19 protein-coding genes are annotated in these 18228 nt (G+C 68.1%); 8 read left to right on the forward strand and 11 right to left on the reverse strand.

Going from position 1 to position 18228, the window contains the following annotated elements; all coding sequences use genetic code 11:
• Window positions 1–36: 36 nt before the first annotated feature.
• The 5 genes from BBK82_RS07055 to BBK82_RS07075 all read left to right on the forward strand — a co-directional run bounded on the left by BBK82_RS07055 (window position 37) and on the right by BBK82_RS07075 (window position 5166).
• Window positions 37–1197, forward strand: coding sequence for an ABC transporter substrate-binding protein (locus BBK82_RS07055; protein ID WP_065914285.1), 1161 nt, complete (start codon window positions 37–39; stop codon window positions 1195–1197).
• The gene (locus BBK82_RS07060) at window positions 1194–2219 is read left to right on the forward strand and encodes a FecCD family ABC transporter permease (RefSeq protein WP_218920591.1); all 1026 of its coding nucleotides are present in this window, start codon (window positions 1194–1196) and stop codon (window positions 2217–2219) included. The genes BBK82_RS07055 and BBK82_RS07060 overlap by 4 nt, the downstream gene beginning before the upstream one ends.
• The gene (locus tag BBK82_RS07065) at window positions 2216–3862 is read left to right on the forward strand and encodes an ATP-binding cassette domain-containing protein (protein ID WP_065914286.1); all 1647 of its coding nucleotides are present in this window, start codon (window positions 2216–2218) and stop codon (window positions 3860–3862) included. Before BBK82_RS07060 ends, BBK82_RS07065 begins: the two co-directional genes overlap by 4 nt.
• Window positions 3859–4446, forward strand: coding sequence for a DUF7676 family protein (locus BBK82_RS07070; protein WP_065914287.1), 588 nt, complete (start codon window positions 3859–3861; stop codon window positions 4444–4446). Before BBK82_RS07065 ends, BBK82_RS07070 begins: the two co-directional genes overlap by 4 nt.
• Window positions 4447–4521: 75 nt before the next feature.
• Window positions 4522–5166: an adenosylcobinamide amidohydrolase gene (locus BBK82_RS07075; protein ID WP_257785437.1), complete on the forward strand. Its 645-nt coding sequence runs from the start codon at window positions 4522–4524 to the stop codon at window positions 5164–5166.
• Window positions 5167–5295: 129 nt separating this feature from the next.
• Here BBK82_RS07075 and BBK82_RS07080 read toward each other — a convergent pair whose 3' ends face one another.
• The 11 genes from BBK82_RS07080 to kdpF all read right to left on the reverse strand — a co-directional run bounded on the left by BBK82_RS07080 (window position 5296) and on the right by kdpF (window position 14715).
• Window positions 5296–5592 carry a hypothetical protein gene (locus BBK82_RS07080; RefSeq protein ID WP_154697123.1) on the reverse strand — a complete coding sequence of 99 codons (297 nt, stop codon included), beginning with the start codon at window positions 5590–5592 and terminating at the stop codon, window positions 5296–5298.
• Between the two features lie 108 nt (window positions 5593–5700).
• A complete protein-coding gene (locus BBK82_RS07085) occupies window positions 5701–6060 on the reverse strand; it encodes a hypothetical protein (protein WP_083267835.1) in 360 nt (119 codons plus the stop codon).
• Window positions 6061–6071: 11 nt separating this feature from the next.
• Window positions 6072–6308: a hypothetical protein gene (locus tag BBK82_RS07090; protein ID WP_065914290.1), complete on the reverse strand. Its 237-nt coding sequence runs from the start codon at window positions 6306–6308 to the stop codon at window positions 6072–6074.
• 48 nt (window positions 6309–6356) lie between these two features.
• Window positions 6357–6650 carry a hypothetical protein gene (locus BBK82_RS07095; RefSeq protein ID WP_154697124.1) on the reverse strand — a complete coding sequence of 98 codons (294 nt, stop codon included), beginning with the start codon at window positions 6648–6650 and terminating at the stop codon, window positions 6357–6359.
• Window positions 6651–6669: 19 nt separating this feature from the next.
• Window positions 6670–6984, reverse strand: coding sequence for a hypothetical protein (locus BBK82_RS07100; RefSeq protein WP_065914292.1), 315 nt, complete (start codon window positions 6982–6984; stop codon window positions 6670–6672).
• 179 nt (window positions 6985–7163) lie between these two features.
• Entirely contained in the window at window positions 7164–7847 is a 684-nt protein-coding gene (locus BBK82_RS07105) for a response regulator (protein WP_065914293.1), read from the reverse strand.
• A complete protein-coding gene (locus tag BBK82_RS07110; RefSeq protein ID WP_065914294.1) occupies window positions 7844–10414 on the reverse strand; it encodes a sensor histidine kinase in 2571 nt (856 codons plus the stop codon). Before BBK82_RS07110 ends, BBK82_RS07105 begins: the two co-directional genes overlap by 4 nt.
• On the reverse strand, window positions 10395–10919 hold the full coding sequence (locus tag BBK82_RS07115; RefSeq protein ID WP_065914295.1) for a potassium-transporting ATPase subunit C: 525 nt from the start codon (window positions 10917–10919) through the stop codon (window positions 10395–10397). Before BBK82_RS07115 ends, BBK82_RS07110 begins: the two co-directional genes overlap by 20 nt.
• 3 nt (window positions 10920–10922) lie before the next feature.
• A complete protein-coding gene (kdpB, locus tag BBK82_RS07120) occupies window positions 10923–12980 on the reverse strand; it encodes a potassium-transporting ATPase subunit KdpB (protein WP_065914296.1) in 2058 nt (685 codons plus the stop codon).
• Window positions 12977–14614, reverse strand: a complete 1638-nt coding sequence (gene kdpA, locus BBK82_RS07125) for a potassium-transporting ATPase subunit KdpA (RefSeq protein WP_065914297.1) — start codon at window positions 14612–14614, stop codon at window positions 12977–12979. The genes kdpB and kdpA overlap by 4 nt, the downstream gene beginning before the upstream one ends.
• Window positions 14614–14715 carry a K(+)-transporting ATPase subunit F gene (kdpF, locus tag BBK82_RS07130; RefSeq protein ID WP_065914298.1) on the reverse strand — a complete coding sequence of 34 codons (102 nt, stop codon included), beginning with the start codon at window positions 14713–14715 and terminating at the stop codon, window positions 14614–14616. Before kdpF ends, kdpA begins: the two co-directional genes overlap by 1 nt.
• 331 nt (window positions 14716–15046) lie before the next feature.
• Here kdpF and BBK82_RS07135 point away from each other — a divergent pair, with 331 nt between their 5' ends.
• From BBK82_RS07135 to BBK82_RS07145, 3 genes are all read left to right on the forward strand, one after another.
• Window positions 15047–16834: an APC family permease gene (locus BBK82_RS07135; protein WP_237048061.1), complete on the forward strand. Its 1788-nt coding sequence runs from the start codon at window positions 15047–15049 to the stop codon at window positions 16832–16834.
• 98 nt (window positions 16835–16932) lie between these two features.
• Window positions 16933–17406, forward strand: coding sequence for an SDR family NAD(P)-dependent oxidoreductase (locus BBK82_RS47265; protein ID WP_071812541.1), 474 nt, complete (start codon window positions 16933–16935; stop codon window positions 17404–17406).
• 73 nt (window positions 17407–17479) lie between these two features.
• Window positions 17480–18208: a phosphate signaling complex PhoU family protein gene (locus BBK82_RS07145; RefSeq protein ID WP_065914300.1), complete on the forward strand. Its 729-nt coding sequence runs from the start codon at window positions 17480–17482 to the stop codon at window positions 18206–18208.
• Window positions 18209–18228: the final 20 nt, after the last annotated feature.

Here is an 18228-nt window from a genome sequence, read left to right on the forward strand (position 1 = left end):
CCGGGGCGGATCTCCCCGAGAGAGGGCGGCTTCGTCATGCGCCTCGCACTGTCCGTGCTGCTGTTGTGCACTCTCGTCGCGGGCTGCGCCACTCCCTTGCCCGCGCCATCGGTCTCCGGGAACTGCGTCTCGGAGTTCGACGCGGACCGCGACTACTTCCCGGTCAAGTCGACGGTCAAGCACGCCAAGAACTTCTCGCTGCGCTACGAGAAGTCCTATCAGGTGCTGACGGTCGACCAGCCCTTCCCGAACGGCAAGCCGGAGACATACGTCCTGCTGCGGTGCGGCGCACCTCGTCCCGACATCGCTGGAGCGGTGGTCGTCGAGACCCCGATCCGCAGCCTGTACTCAGGTTCCACCACACACCTGCCACTGCTGGCCGACCTCGGCAGGCTCGACCTGCTCAGCGGGGTGGAGTCCACGTCGTACGTCGTCAGCGCGGACGCGCGGGCACGGATCGACGCGGGCAAGGTGACCGAGTACGGCGCGAACAACACGATCGACGCCGAGAAGGTGATCGTCGGCACGCCGGACGTGGTGATGACCGGCGGCACCGACAAGCCCGAGTACGCCGCCCTGCGCAACGCGGGGATCCCGGTGATCGCGAACGCGGAGTGGCTCGAGGCCACACCGCTAGGCCGCGCCGAGTGGCTGAAGGTCATGGCCGCGCTGACCGGTGACGAGCAGAAGGCCGGCGAGGTCTTCGACCGCATCGAACGCGACTATCAGGCCGTCGTCGCCAAGGCCGCAGGCGTGCAGCCGAAGACCGAGGTGCTGCCGGGTTCACTGCGGCAGGGCGCGTGGAACATGCCCGCGGGTGGCTCCTACGCCGGCACGTTGCTGCGCGACGCGGGCGCGACCTACCCGTGGGCCGACTCACCGAACACCGGCACCCTGCAGCTGTCCTACGAGGAGATCTACGCCAAGGCCGGGACGATCGGCGTCTGGCTGGTCGACTCGCCGTGGCAGACGCTGGCCGACGCCCGCGCCGCCGACCCCCGGCACGAGCAGCTCGCCGCGGTCGGCACGGGACGGGTCTGGACGCACAACAAGGTCGTCGGCCCCCAGGGCGGCAATGACTACTGGGAACGCGGTGTCACCCGGCCGGACCTGGTGCTGTCCGACCTGGTCGCGATCATCCACCCACAGTTGATGCCGGGATACGAGACCACGTTCTACCGCCAGGTCGGCCGGTGACCACCGCACGCCGTGTCGTGGTTCTAGGCGCGCTGACGATCGGCACGGCAGTGGCACTTGCGATGGCGATCACCGTCGGCTCGGTCTCCGTGCCTCTGTCCGACACCGTCCGCGTGCTGCTCGGGATGGATCCGCGGGATCCGCGGTGGACGGTGGTGATCGAGACCGTCCGGTTGCCGCGCGCTGCGACGGCGGCGCTGGCCGGCGCCGCCCTCGGGGTCGCCGGACTGCAGATGCAGACGTTGTTCCGCAATCCGCTGGCCGACCCGTTCTCGCTCGGCGTCAGCTCCGGCGCGAGCCTGGGTGTGTCGCTGACCATGGTGGGCACCGGCGGGTTCGCCGCGGGTCTGGCGGCGGGTGGAAGGCTCGGCGTGGTCGCCGCGGCCGCGGTGGGCGCCGCCGTGGTCCTGACCGGGATTCTGATGCTCGCCAGGGTGGTCCGCACGCCGGTGACGCTGCTGGTCATCGGCGTCATGGTGGGTGCGGCCGCAACCGCGCTGGTCAGCCTGCTGCTCACGTGGACCGACCCGCAACGCGCCCAGCAGTTCATTTCCTGGGGCCTGGGCAGCTTCTCCGGCACCACCACTGCGGACCTCACGGTGTTCGGTGCTGTCACCGCGGCAGGTCTGCTGGTCGCCGCGCTGTCGGCCAAACCACTCAACGCTTTGCTGCTGGGCGAGAACTACGCCCGCACGATGGGTCTCAACGTGCGGCGCGCCCGCATCATCACGCTGCTCAGCGCGTCCCTGCTCGCCGGCGCGGTCACCGCGTTCTGCGGGCCGATCGGGTTCCTCGGCATCGCGGTGCCGCACGTCGCCCGCCGCCTGCTCGGCACCTCCGATCACCGGGTGCTTCTGCCCGCGACGCTGCTCGCCGGGGCGCTGACCGCACTGCTGTGCGCGGTCGCCTCCCAGACACCCGGCGGCGTTCTGCCGATCAACGTGATCACGTCGCTCGCCGGTGCCCCTGTCGTGATCGTCATCCTCCTCCGCGCCCGCTCGTTGCAGGGAGTCACGACATGAGTCTGCATCTTCGTGACCTGGCCGTCGGCTACCGCAAGCGCACCATCCTCACCGGACTCAACGCGACGGCGGAGCGCGGTGAGCTGACCGTGCTGCTGGGCCCGAACGGTGTCGGCAAATCCACGCTATTGCGGACCCTGGCGGGCTTGCAGCCTGCGTTGGGCGGCGCGATGCATCTCGACGGCGCTGACCTCGACGAGCTGTCACACACCGACCGCGCCCGGCGGATGGCCGTCGTGCTCACCGACCGGGTCTCGCCGGGGCTGCTGACCGCTCGCGAACTCGTCGGCTTCGGCAGGCACCCCCACACGGGCTTCACCGGCGCGCTCACCAGCCACGACCACAGCATCGTCGACTGGGCCATCGACGCCGTCGCAGGCACCCATCTGGCCGGCCGCGACGTCAGCGAACTCTCCGACGGAGAACGCCAGCGCGTGCTCACCGCCCGCGCGCTCGCCCAGGAACCGGGACTGCTGCTGCTCGACGAGCCCAGCGCGTTCCTCGACGCGCCGTCCCGCGTGGCGCTCACCGGGCTGCTGCGCACGCTCGCGTCCGAACGCGACCTCGCCATCGTCGTCTCCACGCATGAACTGGAACTCGCACTGCGCGTGGCCGACGCGGTGTGGCTGCTCGACCACGAGGGCGTCCTGCACACCGGCCCACCGGAACAGCTGGCACTCGACGGCGTGATCTCCGCGACGTTCGACACCGACGAGCTCCGGTTCGACCTCACCGCGGGCACCTTCGTCCTGCGCTGCGCTACGACCAGGACGTGCCGGGTGCTCGGCACCGACGCTGCGGTGCTCGGACGGGCTCTCAGCCGCACCGGATGGGCTTCCTCGACCTCCGGCACGGCCGACGCGGAAATCCGGCAGACCGCGAACGGCTACCTCGGCCTCGCCGACGGGAAGAGCACCGACCTGCCGGACGTCGCGGCCGTGGTCTCCTGGGCGCGGAAGCAACCGGTGCCCGTCGTTCGGCGCGCCGACCCCGCCGACGTCGCCACCGCACTGGCACGAGCCTCGGCGTTCAGCCCGTACTTCGCGGTCGACGACATCCCGGGCCGCACCCTCGGATCTATCTACGCCGACCGCGACGCCCTCACCGAAGCCGTGCGGCGAACGGGCCTGCGGCTCGGTGTGACCGAGGCACGGGTCGCCGCGTCCACGTGGCAGTTCGGTCTCGCCGCGCGGCTGTGGTCCATCGCGCTCGGCACGGTGGCCGCCGGTGACGTCGTAGCGGACCTGGACCGCCTGTGCTATCGGTTGGACGACGACGCCACCATCCGGCTGTCCCTGCCCGAACCGGGAGGATGGACGGCGCCGGACCTCACACCGTTGCTCACACGCATCGTGATCGACGAACACCTGCGGCCACTGCACGAAGGACTCCGCAAGGTGGTCCCTGTCGCCGAAGGGCTGTTGTGGGGCAACGCCGCCGCAGCGCTTCACGGTGCGCTGCGCCTGGCCCCCACCGAGCTCGGTAAACAGCTGCTGGCCACTCCCGAACTGGCAAACGCGCTGTCCCCCCAAGGCATTCGCCGCAGCTGTTGCCTGTTCTACCGCACACCAACCAGCGGCACCTGCGGCGACTGCCCACTCGACGGCGCCACCGTCGTCACGATGAAGGAGAGCACCGCGTGACCCCTCGAGTCGTGGACGAACCCGGCGTCGGCGTCCAGCACGTGTGGGACCTGCCCACCGAGACCGACACCCTGCTCGCCATCATCACCGACCTGTTCACCGGATACCGGCAGCACATGCACTTCGGCGTGCTCCTCCAGGGCGCCGCACGGGAAGTCGCCGCCCCCAGCGCACCCACGAAGATCAGCATGCCCGACGGGTACGTGACCGTCGACTTCGGACGATGGCACTTTCACCTGTGCATCGGTGAACACACCGGCAGCGGCCCCGAACTCGGCCGGATCCGCCGCACCGCACGCGCCGAGCTCTACCGGGGCATCGGCCGCGACGACACCCCGACCACTTGGGGTCTGCGGCTGTTCAACGGCCGCGACGAACAGCAGATGACCATCATGCTGCCCAACCCGTTCCTCACCGACACCCAGGACATCGTCGACGAACCCGACTTCAGCCGCCTCGCCGCATGGGACCACCTGCGCATCACACATCTCGAACTGCCACCCGACCCGTACGACCGGGCAGGCAAGGGATTCCGTCACGACTGGCGGTTGGCGCGTGCCGGGAGGGATTCGCCCGCGCGATGAACGACAGGCCTGCAGCGTTCGCCGAGAAGCGGGCGCCCGAATTCCGTCACCCGCGAGACGGATACGTTGTCGTTTGTGATCCCTGAAGTCCACCGGTTCGACCGCCCTGTCCTGTTGTGGAGGCTGCCCGCAGGTTCGCGTGCTGTCTCCACCGCCGTGGTAGGCGGTGGCATCGGCCCGTGCGAGTGGATCATCAACGTCGAGGTCCACGACGATTATCACCGCGACCCGATCGAGCACCTGTCGGAGCTCATCACCGAGCTTCGACTGTCCGGCCGGGGCGCGGGCATGCTCACCGCCGCCGCGATTCAGCGCTATGTCAGGACGTCCGACGAAGGTGTGGACTGCACCGCCACGGTCGGCCTGTCACACCCCAGGTTCGCCGCCGCACCGACCGAGAACGTACTTCCGGTCGGCACGATCAACACGTTCTGCTGGGTCCCGGTGTCGCTTGAGGACGCGGCCCTGGTGAACCTGGTGGTGACCGCGACGGAAGCTAAGACGCAGGCGCTGGTCGAACTCGGCGTTGCTGGTACGGGGACGCCGAGCGACGCGGTGGTCATCGCCTGTCCCGACGGGCCCGGCGAGCAGTTCGGCGGACCCCGGTCGCGCTGGGGTGCCCGGCTCGCCCGCGCGGTCCACGCGGCAACGGTCCAAGGCGCCCGCGGCTGGGTGGAACTGTCGTCCGCACGTGGCGGCGGGGATCCATCGGGCAGGTGATCCAGCGTGCGATGCCGATGCCGAGCTCGGCGACGGCGATCAGCCGGGCCAGCCCGATGACCGCGGGCGGCAATCTCTTGGGCCCGCTCGGTGGCCTCGGTGGCATGAGCTGTGGTCGGCAACGCGCCCCTACCTCGACACCGCCCTGCGCGCGGTTACCGACGCCGAACGCGTCCACCCCGTCTCCACCCGCGACCGCATCCAGCACTTCCACGCCTGGCTCTGCACTCGCCCCGCCATCGGGCTGACCGGGCGCGCCTCACGCAGGCGAATGATCTCGCTCGGCGGGTCGAACGGGCCCGTTCGCGCTGTTGATGGTTCGACGTGGACCACGGTGTCGGCCCGATCAGTCGCGGAGATCCGCACGCGCGCACCGGCGGTGGTCAGGGTGGCGGTGATCGGCTGCCGTGTGGTGAGCATGGACATTTCGTGCCTCCCTTGCTGGCGGGTTGTTGCGAGAACCATCGCCGCCAGGCCGGACACCCGGCTGTCACGGCCCTGACACCGGCGAGATCACCGGTGTCAGGGGCTGCGTCACAGGCCGATGACCAGGTCGTACGCCTGCTCGGACTGGCCATGCAGGAACACGAACCGGACCGACAACTCCTTCGCGTCCGTGTCGATCGCGGGCTGCCCTGAGATGGTGCCTTGCGTGCGCAGGCCGTCCTCGCTCAGACCACGAGCACCACCGAAGTCGGTGTAGTGGTGGAGCCGGTCGTCGGCGGCCTCGATCCACATGAACACCGTCTCCCCGCCAGGCTCGTCACCGGGCAGCGGAGGCGTGATCGTGTAGTCGAGCACGAACGCGTCCTCACCGCGGCTCAGGCTCAGGACGTCGAGCCGATGCCGGCCGTCCAGCACGGGCAGGGACTTGTCAACGTCGACGTGGATCACCGGTGAACTCCTCAGGCACCGCCGGGCGTCGGGACCTGGCAAGTGATGTAGCGGTCCGCCGCCGCGTTCGGCTTGGAGCCCTTGATGAACCAGTAGAAGGTGAGCTTGTTGCCGGTCGCGATCGTACCGGCGCTGCCGCCGATGAACTGGTACCTGTTCACGCTGCCGTGGAAGTCGTAGCCACTGCCCTGCGTGTGCGGCGAGTACGGCGGGTTGATCGCCTTGCCGTTGACGTAGGCGTAGGGCATCGAGACCGTCGCAACAGGACCGAGGTTGGCCTTGGCCGTGTTGGTCAGCTAGAAACCCCACGCGAGCGTGCCACCCGGTGCCCGCTGGAAGGTCACGGTGGACACCGCGTGGTTCCACGTGCCGGTGCACAGGTTGTTGGCCGGCGTCATCGCGTGACCCTGCTCGGCGTGCTGGGCAGCGCGCTGCGCCGCAACAGCATCATCCTCGCCCGGAGCGAGAGTGAAGGTGCCACCGCCGTTCGCGCCGACCGTGTCCGCCTGTGCCGGTGACGCCATCGCAACGAGTGCGGCGCCTGCGGCCAGTGCTGCCAGAACCTTTGTCTTCAGGGAAAACTCCCCCATCTGAAGTGATCTCCCCCGGTTAGCCGGCCGGGGTGAGTGCGCGCGGCACCGGTTGTTTCGGGATGGCCGGCACGTTCTCGTCGTACTCGCGCTCGTGCAACGGCGCGGACGCGGCCCGCAAGGTCGAGACCAGCAGGATCGCGCCGAGCGCACAGCCGGCGATCACCAGCGCGTCGTGACCGGACCGGGCGGTGAACGTCAGCACCCCGAGGCTGCCGAGCACGAAACCCGAATGCAGGCACCAGCAGACCGCCGCGGTGGCCAGCGCGGCCCACGCTCTGCTGGTCATGGCGACCAGGTTGACGACGGCGACCATCGCGATGACCGACAGCACTGGTTCGCTCCGGACACGACCGCGACTAACAGCAACGTCATGACGGCCGCGAGTGCCGACCCGAAGAAGAACGCAAATCCCCCAGGAACCGGTGTGCGCATGCCTCCAGTCCACCCCCGGGACCCTGGTATTTCGAGGGCCCTAACGGAGTTCGAACACGTGCTTTATGCGACCTTGTCTCACGGCTGGAAGCGGTAGCCCATACCGGGTTCGGTGATCAGGTGCTTCGGGTGCGAAGGGTTCTTCTCCAGCTTGCGCCGCAGCTGCGCCATGTACACCCGCAGGTACTGGGTCTCGTTGAGGTGTTTAGGCCCCCACACCTCCTGCAGAAGCTGTTTCTGGGTAACTAAACGGTCTGGGTTGCGCGCGAGGATCTCCAGGATTCCCCACTCTGTGGGCGTGAGGTGCACCTCGCGGTCGCCTCGGTGCACGCGTTTGACGGTGAAATCGACGGTGAAGGTCGACGTCTGCACGAGCGGCTCGTCCGGAACGTGTGCAGTGGTGGTCTTCCTGCGGACGGCGGCGCGGAGACGGGCCAGCAGTTCGTCCATTCCGAACGGTTTGGTGACGTAGTCGTCGGCGCCCGCGTCGAGGGCCTCGACCTTGGCGGCCGAGTCGGTGCGGGCGGACAGCACGATGATGGGGATCGTGGACCAGCCGCGAAGTCCGGCGATGACGTCCACGCCGTCGATGTCGGGCAGCCCGAGGTCGAGCACGACCACGTCGGGTTTGGCCTCCACGGCGATGCTCAGCGCGGTTCGGCCGTCATAGGCCGTCATGACGTTGTAGCCGCGTGCGCTGAGGTTGATTCTCAACGCACGGACGATCTGCGGTTCGTCGTCGACCACCAGCACAGAGGTCATTCGCGGTTCTCCTTGTGCACTGGCAACGAGATGACGACCGTGAGCCCGCCGCCGGGAGTGTCCTCGGCGGTGATCTCGCCTCCCATCGCGGTGGTGAATCCCTTGGCCACGCTCAACCCCAGACCGACACCTGGGGTCGCATCGCGGTCACCAAGACGTTGGAACGGCGTGAAGACGCCAGCCAGCGCCTTCTTGTGCAGGCCGGGCCCGTGGTCGACGACCCGCAGCTCGACGTGGTCGCCGTGGGTGCTGGCACGGACTGCGATCTCCGGTTCGTCGTTGGCGATCTGCCCGTCCCCGTCCACGTCGACGCTGCGGCGCGGCCACATACGTCCGTGTCGCAGCGCGTTGTCGATGACGTTGGCCACCACGCGTTCCAGCAGACCGATGTCCGCATCTACCTGAGGCAGGTCCTCGTCGACGTCGACCGTGACAGTGCGCCGTTCGTCGACGGCGGACATCGCCCTGGCGACGACCTCGTAGTAACCGACCGGGCGCATGACCGGGGCGACGGATCCCGTTGCGAGGCGAGAGGAGTCGAGCAGGTTGTCCACCAAGCCGTTGAGGCGGTCCGCCGACTCCTCCACGGTCTCCATGAGCTCGGTCATGTCCTCTTCGGACAGTTTCAGCTCGCGGTCGCGCAGGCTGCCGATGGCGGCCTTGATCGACGTCAACGGAGTCCGCAGATCGTGCCCGACTCCGGAGAGCAGGGCGGTGCGCAGCTCGGTCGTCTCGACCTTGCGCTGGGCATTCCTGGTCTCGTCGGCCATGCGCTGTTGCCGCAACGCCATCAGCGCCTGTCCCGCGGCCGCCTCCAGCACGCGCTGGTCGCTCGCGGGCAACGTCCTGCCCCGCAGCGCGAGGTGGATGTCGGTGGTGACGGCGACGTCGGCGTCGGCCTCGTCCGGATCGTCGCAAGGCCGTGCTCCGACGCAGGCGACGCGTTCCCAGTCGTTGGCCCGCCTTTCGAGCAGCGCCACCGACTCCAGGCCGAAGTTCTCCCGGATCTTCTCCAGCAACCGAGCCAGCGGGTACGGGCTGGTGAGCACGGTGCGGGAGTAGGAGGCGAGCAACGCGGCCTCGGTGCGGGCACGGGCGCCCTGCTCGGCCAGGCGGGCTGCGCGGTCGACCACCAGCGCGACGATCGTCGCCACGATCACCATGGCAGCCAGCGTGATCACGTTCTCGGGCGAGTTGACCGCCAGGCTGTAGTAGGGCTCGGTGAAGAAGTAGTTGAGCAGCCCCGCGCCGAAGAACGCGCTGACCAACGCCGGTCCCAGTCCGCCGATCAACGCCACCACGCAGGTCGCGAGCAGGAACCCGACCAGGTCCGTGGAATAGGTGATGTCGTCACGCCAGAACAGCCCGAACACCGTGGTCAGGGCGGGCAGCAGCACCGACGCGAGCCAGCCGGCGAGTTGCCGTGAGCCGCTCAGCGCGTTGCGGCCGATCTTCCAGCGCAGGCCGCGGTGGGACTCGTCGTGCGTGACCATGTGGACGTCGATCGCGCCGGACTCCTGCACGACCGACGCGCCGATGCCTTCGTCGAACGCCCGCGCGAGCCGAGAGCGCCTGGACGTGCCGAGTACGAGCTGGGTCGCGTTGACGCCCCGAGCGAACTCCAGCAACGCGGTCGGCACGTCGTCGCCGACCACCTGGTGGAAGGTCGCTCCCAAATCCTCGGCGATCTTGCGGCACTTCGCGATCAGGTCGGGAGTCGCGCCGGTGAGACCGTCCCCGCGCATCACGTGCACCACAAGCAGTTCGGCGCCGGCGCGCAAGGCGATCCGTCGTGCGCGCCGGATGAGCGTCTCGCTCTCCGGACCACCTGTCACGGACACGACGACCCGCTCCCGCGTCTCCCACGTGTCGGTGATCCGCTGCTCGCTGCGGTAGCGCTGCAGAGCGACGTCCACCTGGTCCGCCACCCACAGCAGCGCCAGCTCGCGCAACGCCGTCAGGTTGCCGACCCGGAAGTAGTTGCCCAGTGCGGCATCGATCTTGTGCGCGGCGTAGATGTTGCCGTGCGCGAGTCTTCGCCGCAGAGCTTCCGGGGTGATGTCGACCAGTTCGAGCTGATCCGCGCGGCGCACGACCTCGTCCGGCACCGTCTCCCGTTGCTGGACACCGGTGATGCGCTGGACGACGTCGTTGAGCGACTCGAGGTGCTGGACGTTGACCGTGGACAGCACGTCGATGCCGGCTTCGAGCAGTTCCTCGATGTCCTGCCAGCGCTTCTCGTTGCGCGAGCCCGGCACGTTGGTGTGCGCGAGCTCGTCGACGACCGCAACCTCGGGTGCGCGGGCCAGCAGGGCGTCGACGTCCATCTCGGTGAAGTCGACGCCGCGGTGCTGGAACTCCCTGCGGGGCAGGATCTCCAGGCCGTCGAGCAGGTTCTGGGTCTTCTCCCTGCCGTGCGTCTCGACGAGCCCGACGACCACGTCGGTGCCGCGCTCCCGGCGCCGGTGAGCCTCGCCGAGCATGGCGAAGGTCTTGCCGACGCCGGGAGCCGCACCGAGGTAGATCCTCAGCTCGCCCCGGCGACGCTCAGGCTGCGTCGATGGCACGGTTGAGCGCCGTCACGTTGACGGTGGTGGTGAACGTGCCGTGAGTGTTGGCGGCCACCAGTTCCTTCACCTTCTCGACCGGCAGTCCGGACGCGCGCGCTACCCGGAACACCTGGATCTCCGCATAGGCCGGGCTGATGTCCGGGTCCAACCCCGACGCCGAAGCGGTGATCGCGTCCTGCGGCACCTGGTCCTCGGACACGCCTTCGCGCTGCGCGATCGCCGTGCGTCGCTCGTCGACGACCTTCGTGTAGTCCTCGTTGATCTCGCTCTTGTTCGAGCCGCCGGAGGCCGGCAGCGTCGCAGCGGACGGACGCGGCACGAAGTACTTGTCGCCCTCCCGCACCACCGCCACCAGCGTCGTGTCGGCGGCCTCCGCGTTGCCGTGCAGGCCAGGGATGCGGGACACGCCCCACACCACGGCCGGGTAGGCCACGCCGAGGATCACGGTCAGCGCCAGCAGGATGCGAAGTCCTGCCCACGACTGCTTGAGGAAGTTGTTCATGGTTCAGCCGATCCCGGGGATGAGTCGCACGAGCAGGTCGATCAGCCAGATCCCGGCGAACGGCGTCACGACGCCGCCCAGGCCGTAGATCAGCAGGTTGCGCCGCAGCAGCGCCGACGCGCTGGACGGCCGGTAGCGCACGCCCTTCAGTGCCAGCGGGATGAGCGCCACGATGATCAGCGCGTTGAAGATCACCGCTGACAGGATCGCGGACTGCGGCGTGGCCAGGTGCATGATGTTGAGCTTGTCCAGAGCCGGGTAGATCGCCGCGAACATGGCGGGCAGGATCGCGAAGTACTTCGCCAGGTCGTTCGCCACGGAGAACGTCGTCAGAGCACCGCGGGTGATCAGCAGCTGCTTGCCGATCTCCACGATCTCGATGAGCTTGGTGGGATCCGAGTCCAGATCCACCATGTTCCCGGCTTCCTTCGCCGCGGAAGTACCGGTGTTCATGGCGACGCCGACGTCGGACTGCGCGAGCGCGGGCGCGTCGTTGGTGCCGTCACCGGTCATCGCGACCAGCCGCCCGCCCTCCTGTTCCTTGCGGATCAGGGCCATCTTGTCCTCGGGCTTGGCCTCGGCGAGGAAGTCGTCCACACCGGCTTCCGACGCGATGGCCTTGGCGGTCAACGGGTTGTCGCCGGTGACCATGACCGTCCGGATGCCCATCGCGCGCAGCTCGGCGAACCGCGCCTTCATGCCGGGCTTCACCACATCTGAAAGCCGGATGACCCCGAGCACCACGTCGTTCTCCGCGACGACGAGCGGTGTGCCGCCATCGGCGCTGATCTTGTCGACGACCTGGCGCACTTCGTCGGAGGTGGTGAACCCGCTCGCGGCGCCCTTGCGGATGCGGCGGTCACCGAGGTCGATGCCGGACATCCTGGTCTGGGCGGTGAACGGCACGAACTCGCCGGCCTTCTCCGCGTCGGTCGGCGCGGCCGAGAGGCCGTACTTCTCGACGCACAGCTCGACGATGCTGCGACCTTCCGGCGTACCGTCGGCGAGGCTCGACAGCCTGACGACCTCGGCGAGCCTGCGCTCGTCCACTCCGGCGGCCGCGATGAACTCCGTGGCGCGCCGGTTGCCCCACGTGATGGTGCCGGTCTTGTCGAGCAGCAGCGTGTCGATGTCACCGGCGGCCTCGACCGCCTTGCCGGACGTGGCCAGCACGTTGCGCTGCACCAGCCGGTCCATGCCCGCGATGCCGATCGCGGACAGCAGCGCGCCGATCGTCGTGGGGATGAGGCACACGAGGAGTGCGGTCAGGACGATCACCGACTGCTCGCCGCCGGAGTAGATCGCGAACGGCTGCAGCGCCACGACCGCGAGCATGAAGATGATCGTGAGCGTGGACAGCAGGATCGTCAGCGCGATCTCGTTCGGCGTCTTCTGCCGTTCGGCGCCTTCGACGAGCGCGATCATCCGGTCGACGAACGTTTCGCCCGGCTTGGCCGTGATCTTGACGACGATCCGGTCCGAGAGCACGGTCGTTCCACCGGTGACCGCGGACCGGTCACCGCCGGACTCACGGATCACCGGTGCGGACTCACCGGTGATGGCCGACTCGTCCACGGTGGCAATGCCTTCGACGACGTCACCGTCACCAGGGATCGTCTCGCCGGCCTCCACGACGACGAGGTCGCCGAGCCGGAGTTCGGTGCCGGGAACGCGTTCCTCGGAGCCGTCCTCGGTCAGGCGCCTCGCGATCGCGTCCTTCTTCGTCTTGCGCAGCGACTCGGCCTGGGCCTTGCCGCGGCCCTCCGCGACCGCCTCGGCGAGGTTCGCGAACAGCACCGTGAACCACAGCCACACCGCCACGGCGATCGTGAACACGCTGGGATCGGTGACCGCGAAGTAGGTGACCAACAGCGAACCGACCCAGACGACGAACATCACCGGGTTGCGCAGCTGGTGGCGCGGGTCGAACTTGCGCAGCGCGTCCGGGAAGGACTTCCACAGCTGCTGGGGGTCGAAGATGCCGGCACCGACCTGGCGGCCCAGGTTCTCGGCGTGCCGGTCGCGGATCTCTTCCGGAGTCCGCTGAAGTGTGCTGGTCACAGCAGTGCCTCCGCGATGGGACCAAGAGCGAGAGCGGGAACGAACGTCAGCGCGGCGACCAGCACGATGCTGGCCCCGAGCAACGAGGCGAACAACGGGCCGGTGGTGGGCAGCGTGCCCGCCGTGACCGGCACCTTCTTCTGCGCTGCCAACGATCCGGCGAGCGCGAGCACCGCGATGATCGGGATGAATCGGCCGAACAGCATGCAGACGCCGAGCGAGGACTGGAACCAGTCGTTCGTCACCGTGATGCCACCGAACGCGCTGCCGTTGTTGTTCGATGCGGACGCGTAGGCGTAAAGGATTTCGGAGAGGCCGTGTTCGCCGGAGTTGTTCAGAACTCCCTGCGTGCTCGGCAGGATCGCCGCGATGCCCGCACCGACCAGCAGGACGGTCGGCATCGCGAGGATCGACACAGCAGCGGCCGTGACCTCCCGGCGGCCGAGCTTCTTGCCCAGGTACTCCGGCGTGCGGCCGACCATCAGACCCGCCAGGAACATCGCGATGATCGCCATCACCAGGATGCTGTAGAGCCCGGTGCCGACACCGCCCGGCGTCATCTCCCCGAACAGCATGTTCAGCAACGTGCCACCGCCACCGAGCCCGGTGAAGCTGTCGTGCCACGAGTTGACCGCACCGGTCGACGTGCCGGTCGTGGAGTTCGCGAAGAGCGCGCTGCCGGCCACGTCGAAGCGGAGTTCCTTGCCCTCCAACGGCCGCAGGCCGCTCGCCTCCGCACCCCAGATGACCGCGAGCATCGCGGCCCAGATGGTGCCCATGACGCCGAGCAACACGTAGCCCTGCTTGTTCTGACCGACCATCCGGCCGAACGTGCGGGTCAGCGCGACCGGGATCACCAGCAGCAGGAAGATCTCGATGAGGTTCGTCCACTCGTTCGGGTTCTCGAACGGGTGCGCGGAGTTCGCGTTGAGCACGCCGCCGCCGTTGGTGCCGAGTTCCTTGATGGCTTCCTGGCTGGCAACGGGTGCGTTCGCGATGGTCTGGCCGTCAACGTCCACACCGGACTTGAGGCTCATCGTCACGCCGAGAGCGATCAGCACGATCGCGAAGACGAAGGCCAGCGGCAGCAGGATCCGGAGCGCGCCTCGGGTGAGGTCGACCCAGAAGTTGCCGAGCCGGTCGGTCTGGTGACGCACGAAACCGCGGATCAGCGCGACCGCGACAGCCAAGCCGGCCGCCGCGGACACGAAGTTCTGCACGGTCAGGCCGATCATCTGGACCGTGTGGCCCATGACGGCTTCCGGCACGTACGACTGCCAGTTCGTGTTGGTCACGAAGCTGATCGCCGTGTTGAAGGCCATGCCCTCCGGCACGTTGCCGCGATCGAAGTTGAACGGCAGCACGGACTGGATCCGCTGGATCACGTACAGGAACATGATGCCGACGAAGGAGAAGCCCAGCACGCCGTACGCGTAGGTGCTCCACTTCTGCTCGGCGTCGGGGTCGATGCGGGCGAAGCGGTAGATCGCCAGCTCGACCTTCGAGTGCTTCTGCGTTTCCGCTTCCTGGACGCGGAAAACGCGCGCCATGTAGTCGCCGAGGGGTCGGTACACGACCGCCAGGGCCGCGATCAGGATGCCGACCTGCAGAAGGCCGGCCACGAGGGGTGACATCAGAACTTCTCCGGCCGGATGAGTGCGATGAACAGGTAGACGATCAGCGCCAGGGCGATGACGCCCGCGATGACGTTCGCGATCAGACCGGTGCCGCTCACAGCTTCTCCAGTCCACGCACGGTGAGCCCCAGGACCAGGAAACTCACGATCAGCAGCAACGCGTAGGCCAGGTCGGCCATGACGCGCTCCCTTCCGGTGACAAACGATGTGACCCTGACGGGCGAAAGCGTGCATCACCGAAACCCGCTGCTCAGCGCAACCTGACAACACCTTGACACCCGCAGTGACTTCCTTGATGGATTCTTTACGCGTAGCGATCCACGTCTCACCTGAAGGTGGACCAGGAAGTCGACGCGAGGTGATCGGATCGACCATCAAGATGCCGTTCGGGCCTCTTGTTTTCACTCGTTACGGGCGCACTCTGGTCGGCGTGCTCACCACCGTGTCGACGTTGAAAACTCCCCCCGAGCCGGCCGAACGGCACCGGCTGACCGTCGTCGGCGGCCTCGCTGCTCTCTCACTCGACGCGATGGCCTCGGTCGCCTACGGCCCTGAGGCGATCGTGCTCGTGCTGGCCCTGGCGGGCGGAGCCGGTCTGGGCTTCACACTGCCCGTCACGATCGCCATCGCGCTGCTGCTCGCCGTGCTCACGCTGTCGTACCGGCAGGTCATCGCCGCGTTCCCCGACGGCGGTGGCGCCTACGGCGTCTCCCGCGCCTACCTCGGGCGCCGCACGTCGCTCGTCGCAGCGGCGTCCCTGATCGTCGACTACGTCCTGAACGTGGCGGTGTCAGTAGCTGCCGGTGTCGCGGCGCTCACGTCAGCGTTCCCCTCGCTGCTGCCGCACACACTGTGGTTGTGCCTCGGCGTTCTCGCGTTGGTGACGGCGGTGAACCTGCGTGGTATCGCGAACAGTGCGCGGGCGTTCATCGCCCCCACGTTCATCTATGTCGCCTCGATCGTCCTCGTCATCCTCTTCGGGCTCTTCCGTTCCGAACCGGCCGCGGCGGTGCCCACCGCACAGGTGGAAGCGCTGCAGACCGTTGGTGTGTTGTTGTTGCTCAAGGCTTTCGCCAATGGCTGCGCCGCGTTGACCGGGGTCGAGGCGATCGCGAACGCCGTACCGTCGTTCCGCGAGCCTGGAGTCCGCCGGGCGCAACGCGCGGAGGTCGTGCTCGGCGCGTTGCTGGCGGTGATGCTGATCGGGATCGCCGTCCTGATCGAGAAGTTCGAGATCAATCCTGTGGAAGGCGTGACGGTCCTGTCCCAGGTGACCACCGCCGCGCTCGGCGGCGGGTTCGGCTACTACCTCGTCCAGTTCGCGACCGTCGTCCTGCTCGCGCTGGCCGCGAACACCTCGTTCGGCGGTCTGCCCGTGCTGGCCCAGTTGCTGGCACAACACAACAACCTGCCGCACGTCTTCGCACTCCGAGCGGAACGCCAGGTACACCGGTACGGCATCTGGTTCCTCACGATCACCTCCGCGATCCTGCTCGTTGTCGCGAATGGACAGATGAACGTCCTGGTGCCGCTGTTCGCGATCGGCGTCTTCGTCGGCTTCACCCTGTCTCAGATCGGCATGGTCCGGCACTGGTGGCGCGGCCGTCCGGACGGGTGGAAGTGGCGAGCGGCGTTGAACGGCTTCGGTGCGGTACTCACCGGTGTGGCCGCGATCGTGGTGACCGCGACGAAGTTCACCGAGGGCGGCTGGCTGATCGTCGTCGCGCTGCCACTGCTGGTCTGGGCGATGCAACGCGTTCACCGCGCCTACCGGCACATCGGCTCGCAGCTCGAACTCGGCCGCACTCCCCCGCCACCGCGTCCGCGAGCCTCGCTGGTCATCGTCCCGGTGGGCACGGTGTCCCGGCTCACCCGCGACGCGATCACCGCCGCACTCAGCCTCAGCGACCGTGTGGAAGCCGTCCACGTCACACACCCTGACGACGAGGCCACGACTCAGAAGTTCCTCGACGCCTGGGACAGGTGGGATCCAGGTGTGCCGCTCGTCCGGCTGCACGACGAACGGCGCAGGATCGGGGACCCGCTGATCGCACATCTGCGCGAGATCAAGGGCAGCCAGGTGGTGGTGCTCATCGCGGAGGTCGAGCCCACACACGTGTGGCAACGGATCCTGCAGAACCAGCGCGGCGCCGTTCTCGCCTCGGCCGTGCGCCGGAACACCAACGCCGTGGTGTGCCGGTTCCGCTTCCGGATCTAGAGTTCTTTCATGTCCGGTACAACACTTATGCGTTCCTGGCGCAGAGATCCCGTAAAGCCCTCTTGCTGATCAACGCACGTTTCCCGTTGCATATAAGCATGATCGGGTCCTCACGTCCGACCGCTCTCGTGACGGGCGGGAGCAACGGCGCGGGCTACGACGTCGCCCGCGCACTCCTCGCTGACGGCTATGTCGTTGTACTGCACGCACGCACAGCCGAACAGAGCTGGGATGCGGCCCAGCGTCTCGTCGACAGCGGTGCCGATCCGACTCGTGTGCACCCGGTCGCCGCGGACTTCGCCCACCTCGACGAGATCGTCCTGCTGACCAGGCAGATCGCAGCCGAGCACCCGGTGCTCGACCTGATCGTCAACGCCGCCACGATCGTCGGCACCGATCGGTGCGTCATCACCGAGAACGGCAGCGAGCTCGCCGTCCAGGTGCATCGCCTCGCACCGATCCTGCTGACCAGGGGACTCGTGGAGCCGATGAGCAGGGCATCGGCTCCACGGGTGCTCTGGCACCACGACGGGATCAGCGTCGTGCCGGCACAACGCCGCGGCGCCGACTAGACCACCACGAATGCGGCGCGGAGCGGACTGCAGCCGCTCCGCGTCGTCCGCTGTCCAGAAAGGACGACCCTCGATGCGCGACCTGTTCCACCGCCAGCTGGACGTGCTCGTCCTCCAGCTCGCCCACACGTGCGACCTGACCGCGATCGCCATGCGCAACGCAACAAACGCGTTGCTGGACAACGATCTCCGGCTCGCCGAGCAGGTGATCGACGACGACCACACCCTCGACGAGGCACGAGACCGCATCGAGCACGACGTTCAACTGCTGCTCGCGCTCCAGTCACCGGTGTGCACCGACCTGCGCACCATCATGGCCGTCGCTCTTTCCGCCGAACGCGTCGAGCGGATGGGCGATCTCGCCGAGCACGTCGCCCTGGCGGTACGGCGCAACCACCCCGAGCCCGTGCTCGCGCCGCCGTTGCGGGCCCGCTTCGAGCAGATGGCCGTGATCGCCACCCGTTCCGCCGTCGCCGCGGGCTGGGCCGTACGCGGCCCGAACCCGTTGCTGCAACAGGAGCTCGCCACGGACGACCACGAGATGAACGACCTGCACCGGTCGTTGTTCGCGGTGATCAGCTGCACTGAGTGGCGGCACGGTGTCACCGCCGGGGTCGAGGCGGCACTGCTGAGCCGCTACTACGAACGGTTCACCGACCACGCCATGTCGGTCGCCCGCCGTGCCGCGGCCGCCTACTCCTCCAACTCGGCCAGCACATCCTCGGCGTCGGTACTGCCCGCCGCGGCCAGCCTACGCAACTCCTCGAAGTCCCCACGCTCGCCCGCCAGCTCCACAAGCTGATCCACCGCGTCCGAACTGCC

It is taken from the genome of Lentzea guizhouensis (assembly GCF_001701025.1).
Lineage (GTDB): Bacteria > Actinomycetota > Actinomycetes > Mycobacteriales > Pseudonocardiaceae > Lentzea > Lentzea guizhouensis.

Excerpts from the sequence above, each read along its gene's own strand:
- kdpA (WP_065914297.1), bottom strand. The coding sequence starts at position 14,614 with ATGTCACCCCTCGTGGCCGGCCTTCTGCAGGTCGGCATCCTGATCGCG.
- BBK82_RS07115 (WP_065914295.1), bottom strand. The coding sequence starts at position 10,919 with ATGAACAACTTCCTCAAGCAGTCGTGGGCAGGACTTCGCATCCTGCTG.
- BBK82_RS07080 (WP_154697123.1), bottom strand. The coding sequence starts at position 5,592 with ATGTCCATGCTCACCACACGGCAGCCGATCACCGCCACCCTGACCACC.
- BBK82_RS07090 (WP_065914290.1), bottom strand. The coding sequence starts at position 6,308 with ATGCCCTACGCCTACGTCAACGGCAAGGCGATCAACCCGCCGTACTCG.
- BBK82_RS07105 (WP_065914293.1), bottom strand. The coding sequence starts at position 7,847 with ATGACCTCTGTGCTGGTGGTCGACGACGAACCGCAGATCGTCCGTGCG.
- BBK82_RS07065 (WP_065914286.1), top strand. The coding sequence starts at position 2,216 with ATGAGTCTGCATCTTCGTGACCTGGCCGTCGGCTACCGCAAGCGCACC.
- BBK82_RS07145 (WP_065914300.1), top strand. The coding sequence starts at position 17,480 with ATGCGCGACCTGTTCCACCGCCAGCTGGACGTGCTCGTCCTCCAGCTC.
- BBK82_RS07055 (WP_065914285.1), top strand. The coding sequence starts at position 37 with ATGCGCCTCGCACTGTCCGTGCTGCTGTTGTGCACTCTCGTCGCGGGC.
- BBK82_RS47265 (WP_071812541.1), top strand. The coding sequence starts at position 16,933 with ATGATCGGGTCCTCACGTCCGACCGCTCTCGTGACGGGCGGGAGCAAC.
- BBK82_RS07095 (WP_154697124.1), bottom strand. The coding sequence starts at position 6,650 with ATGGGGGAGTTTTCCCTGAAGACAAAGGTTCTGGCAGCACTGGCCGCA.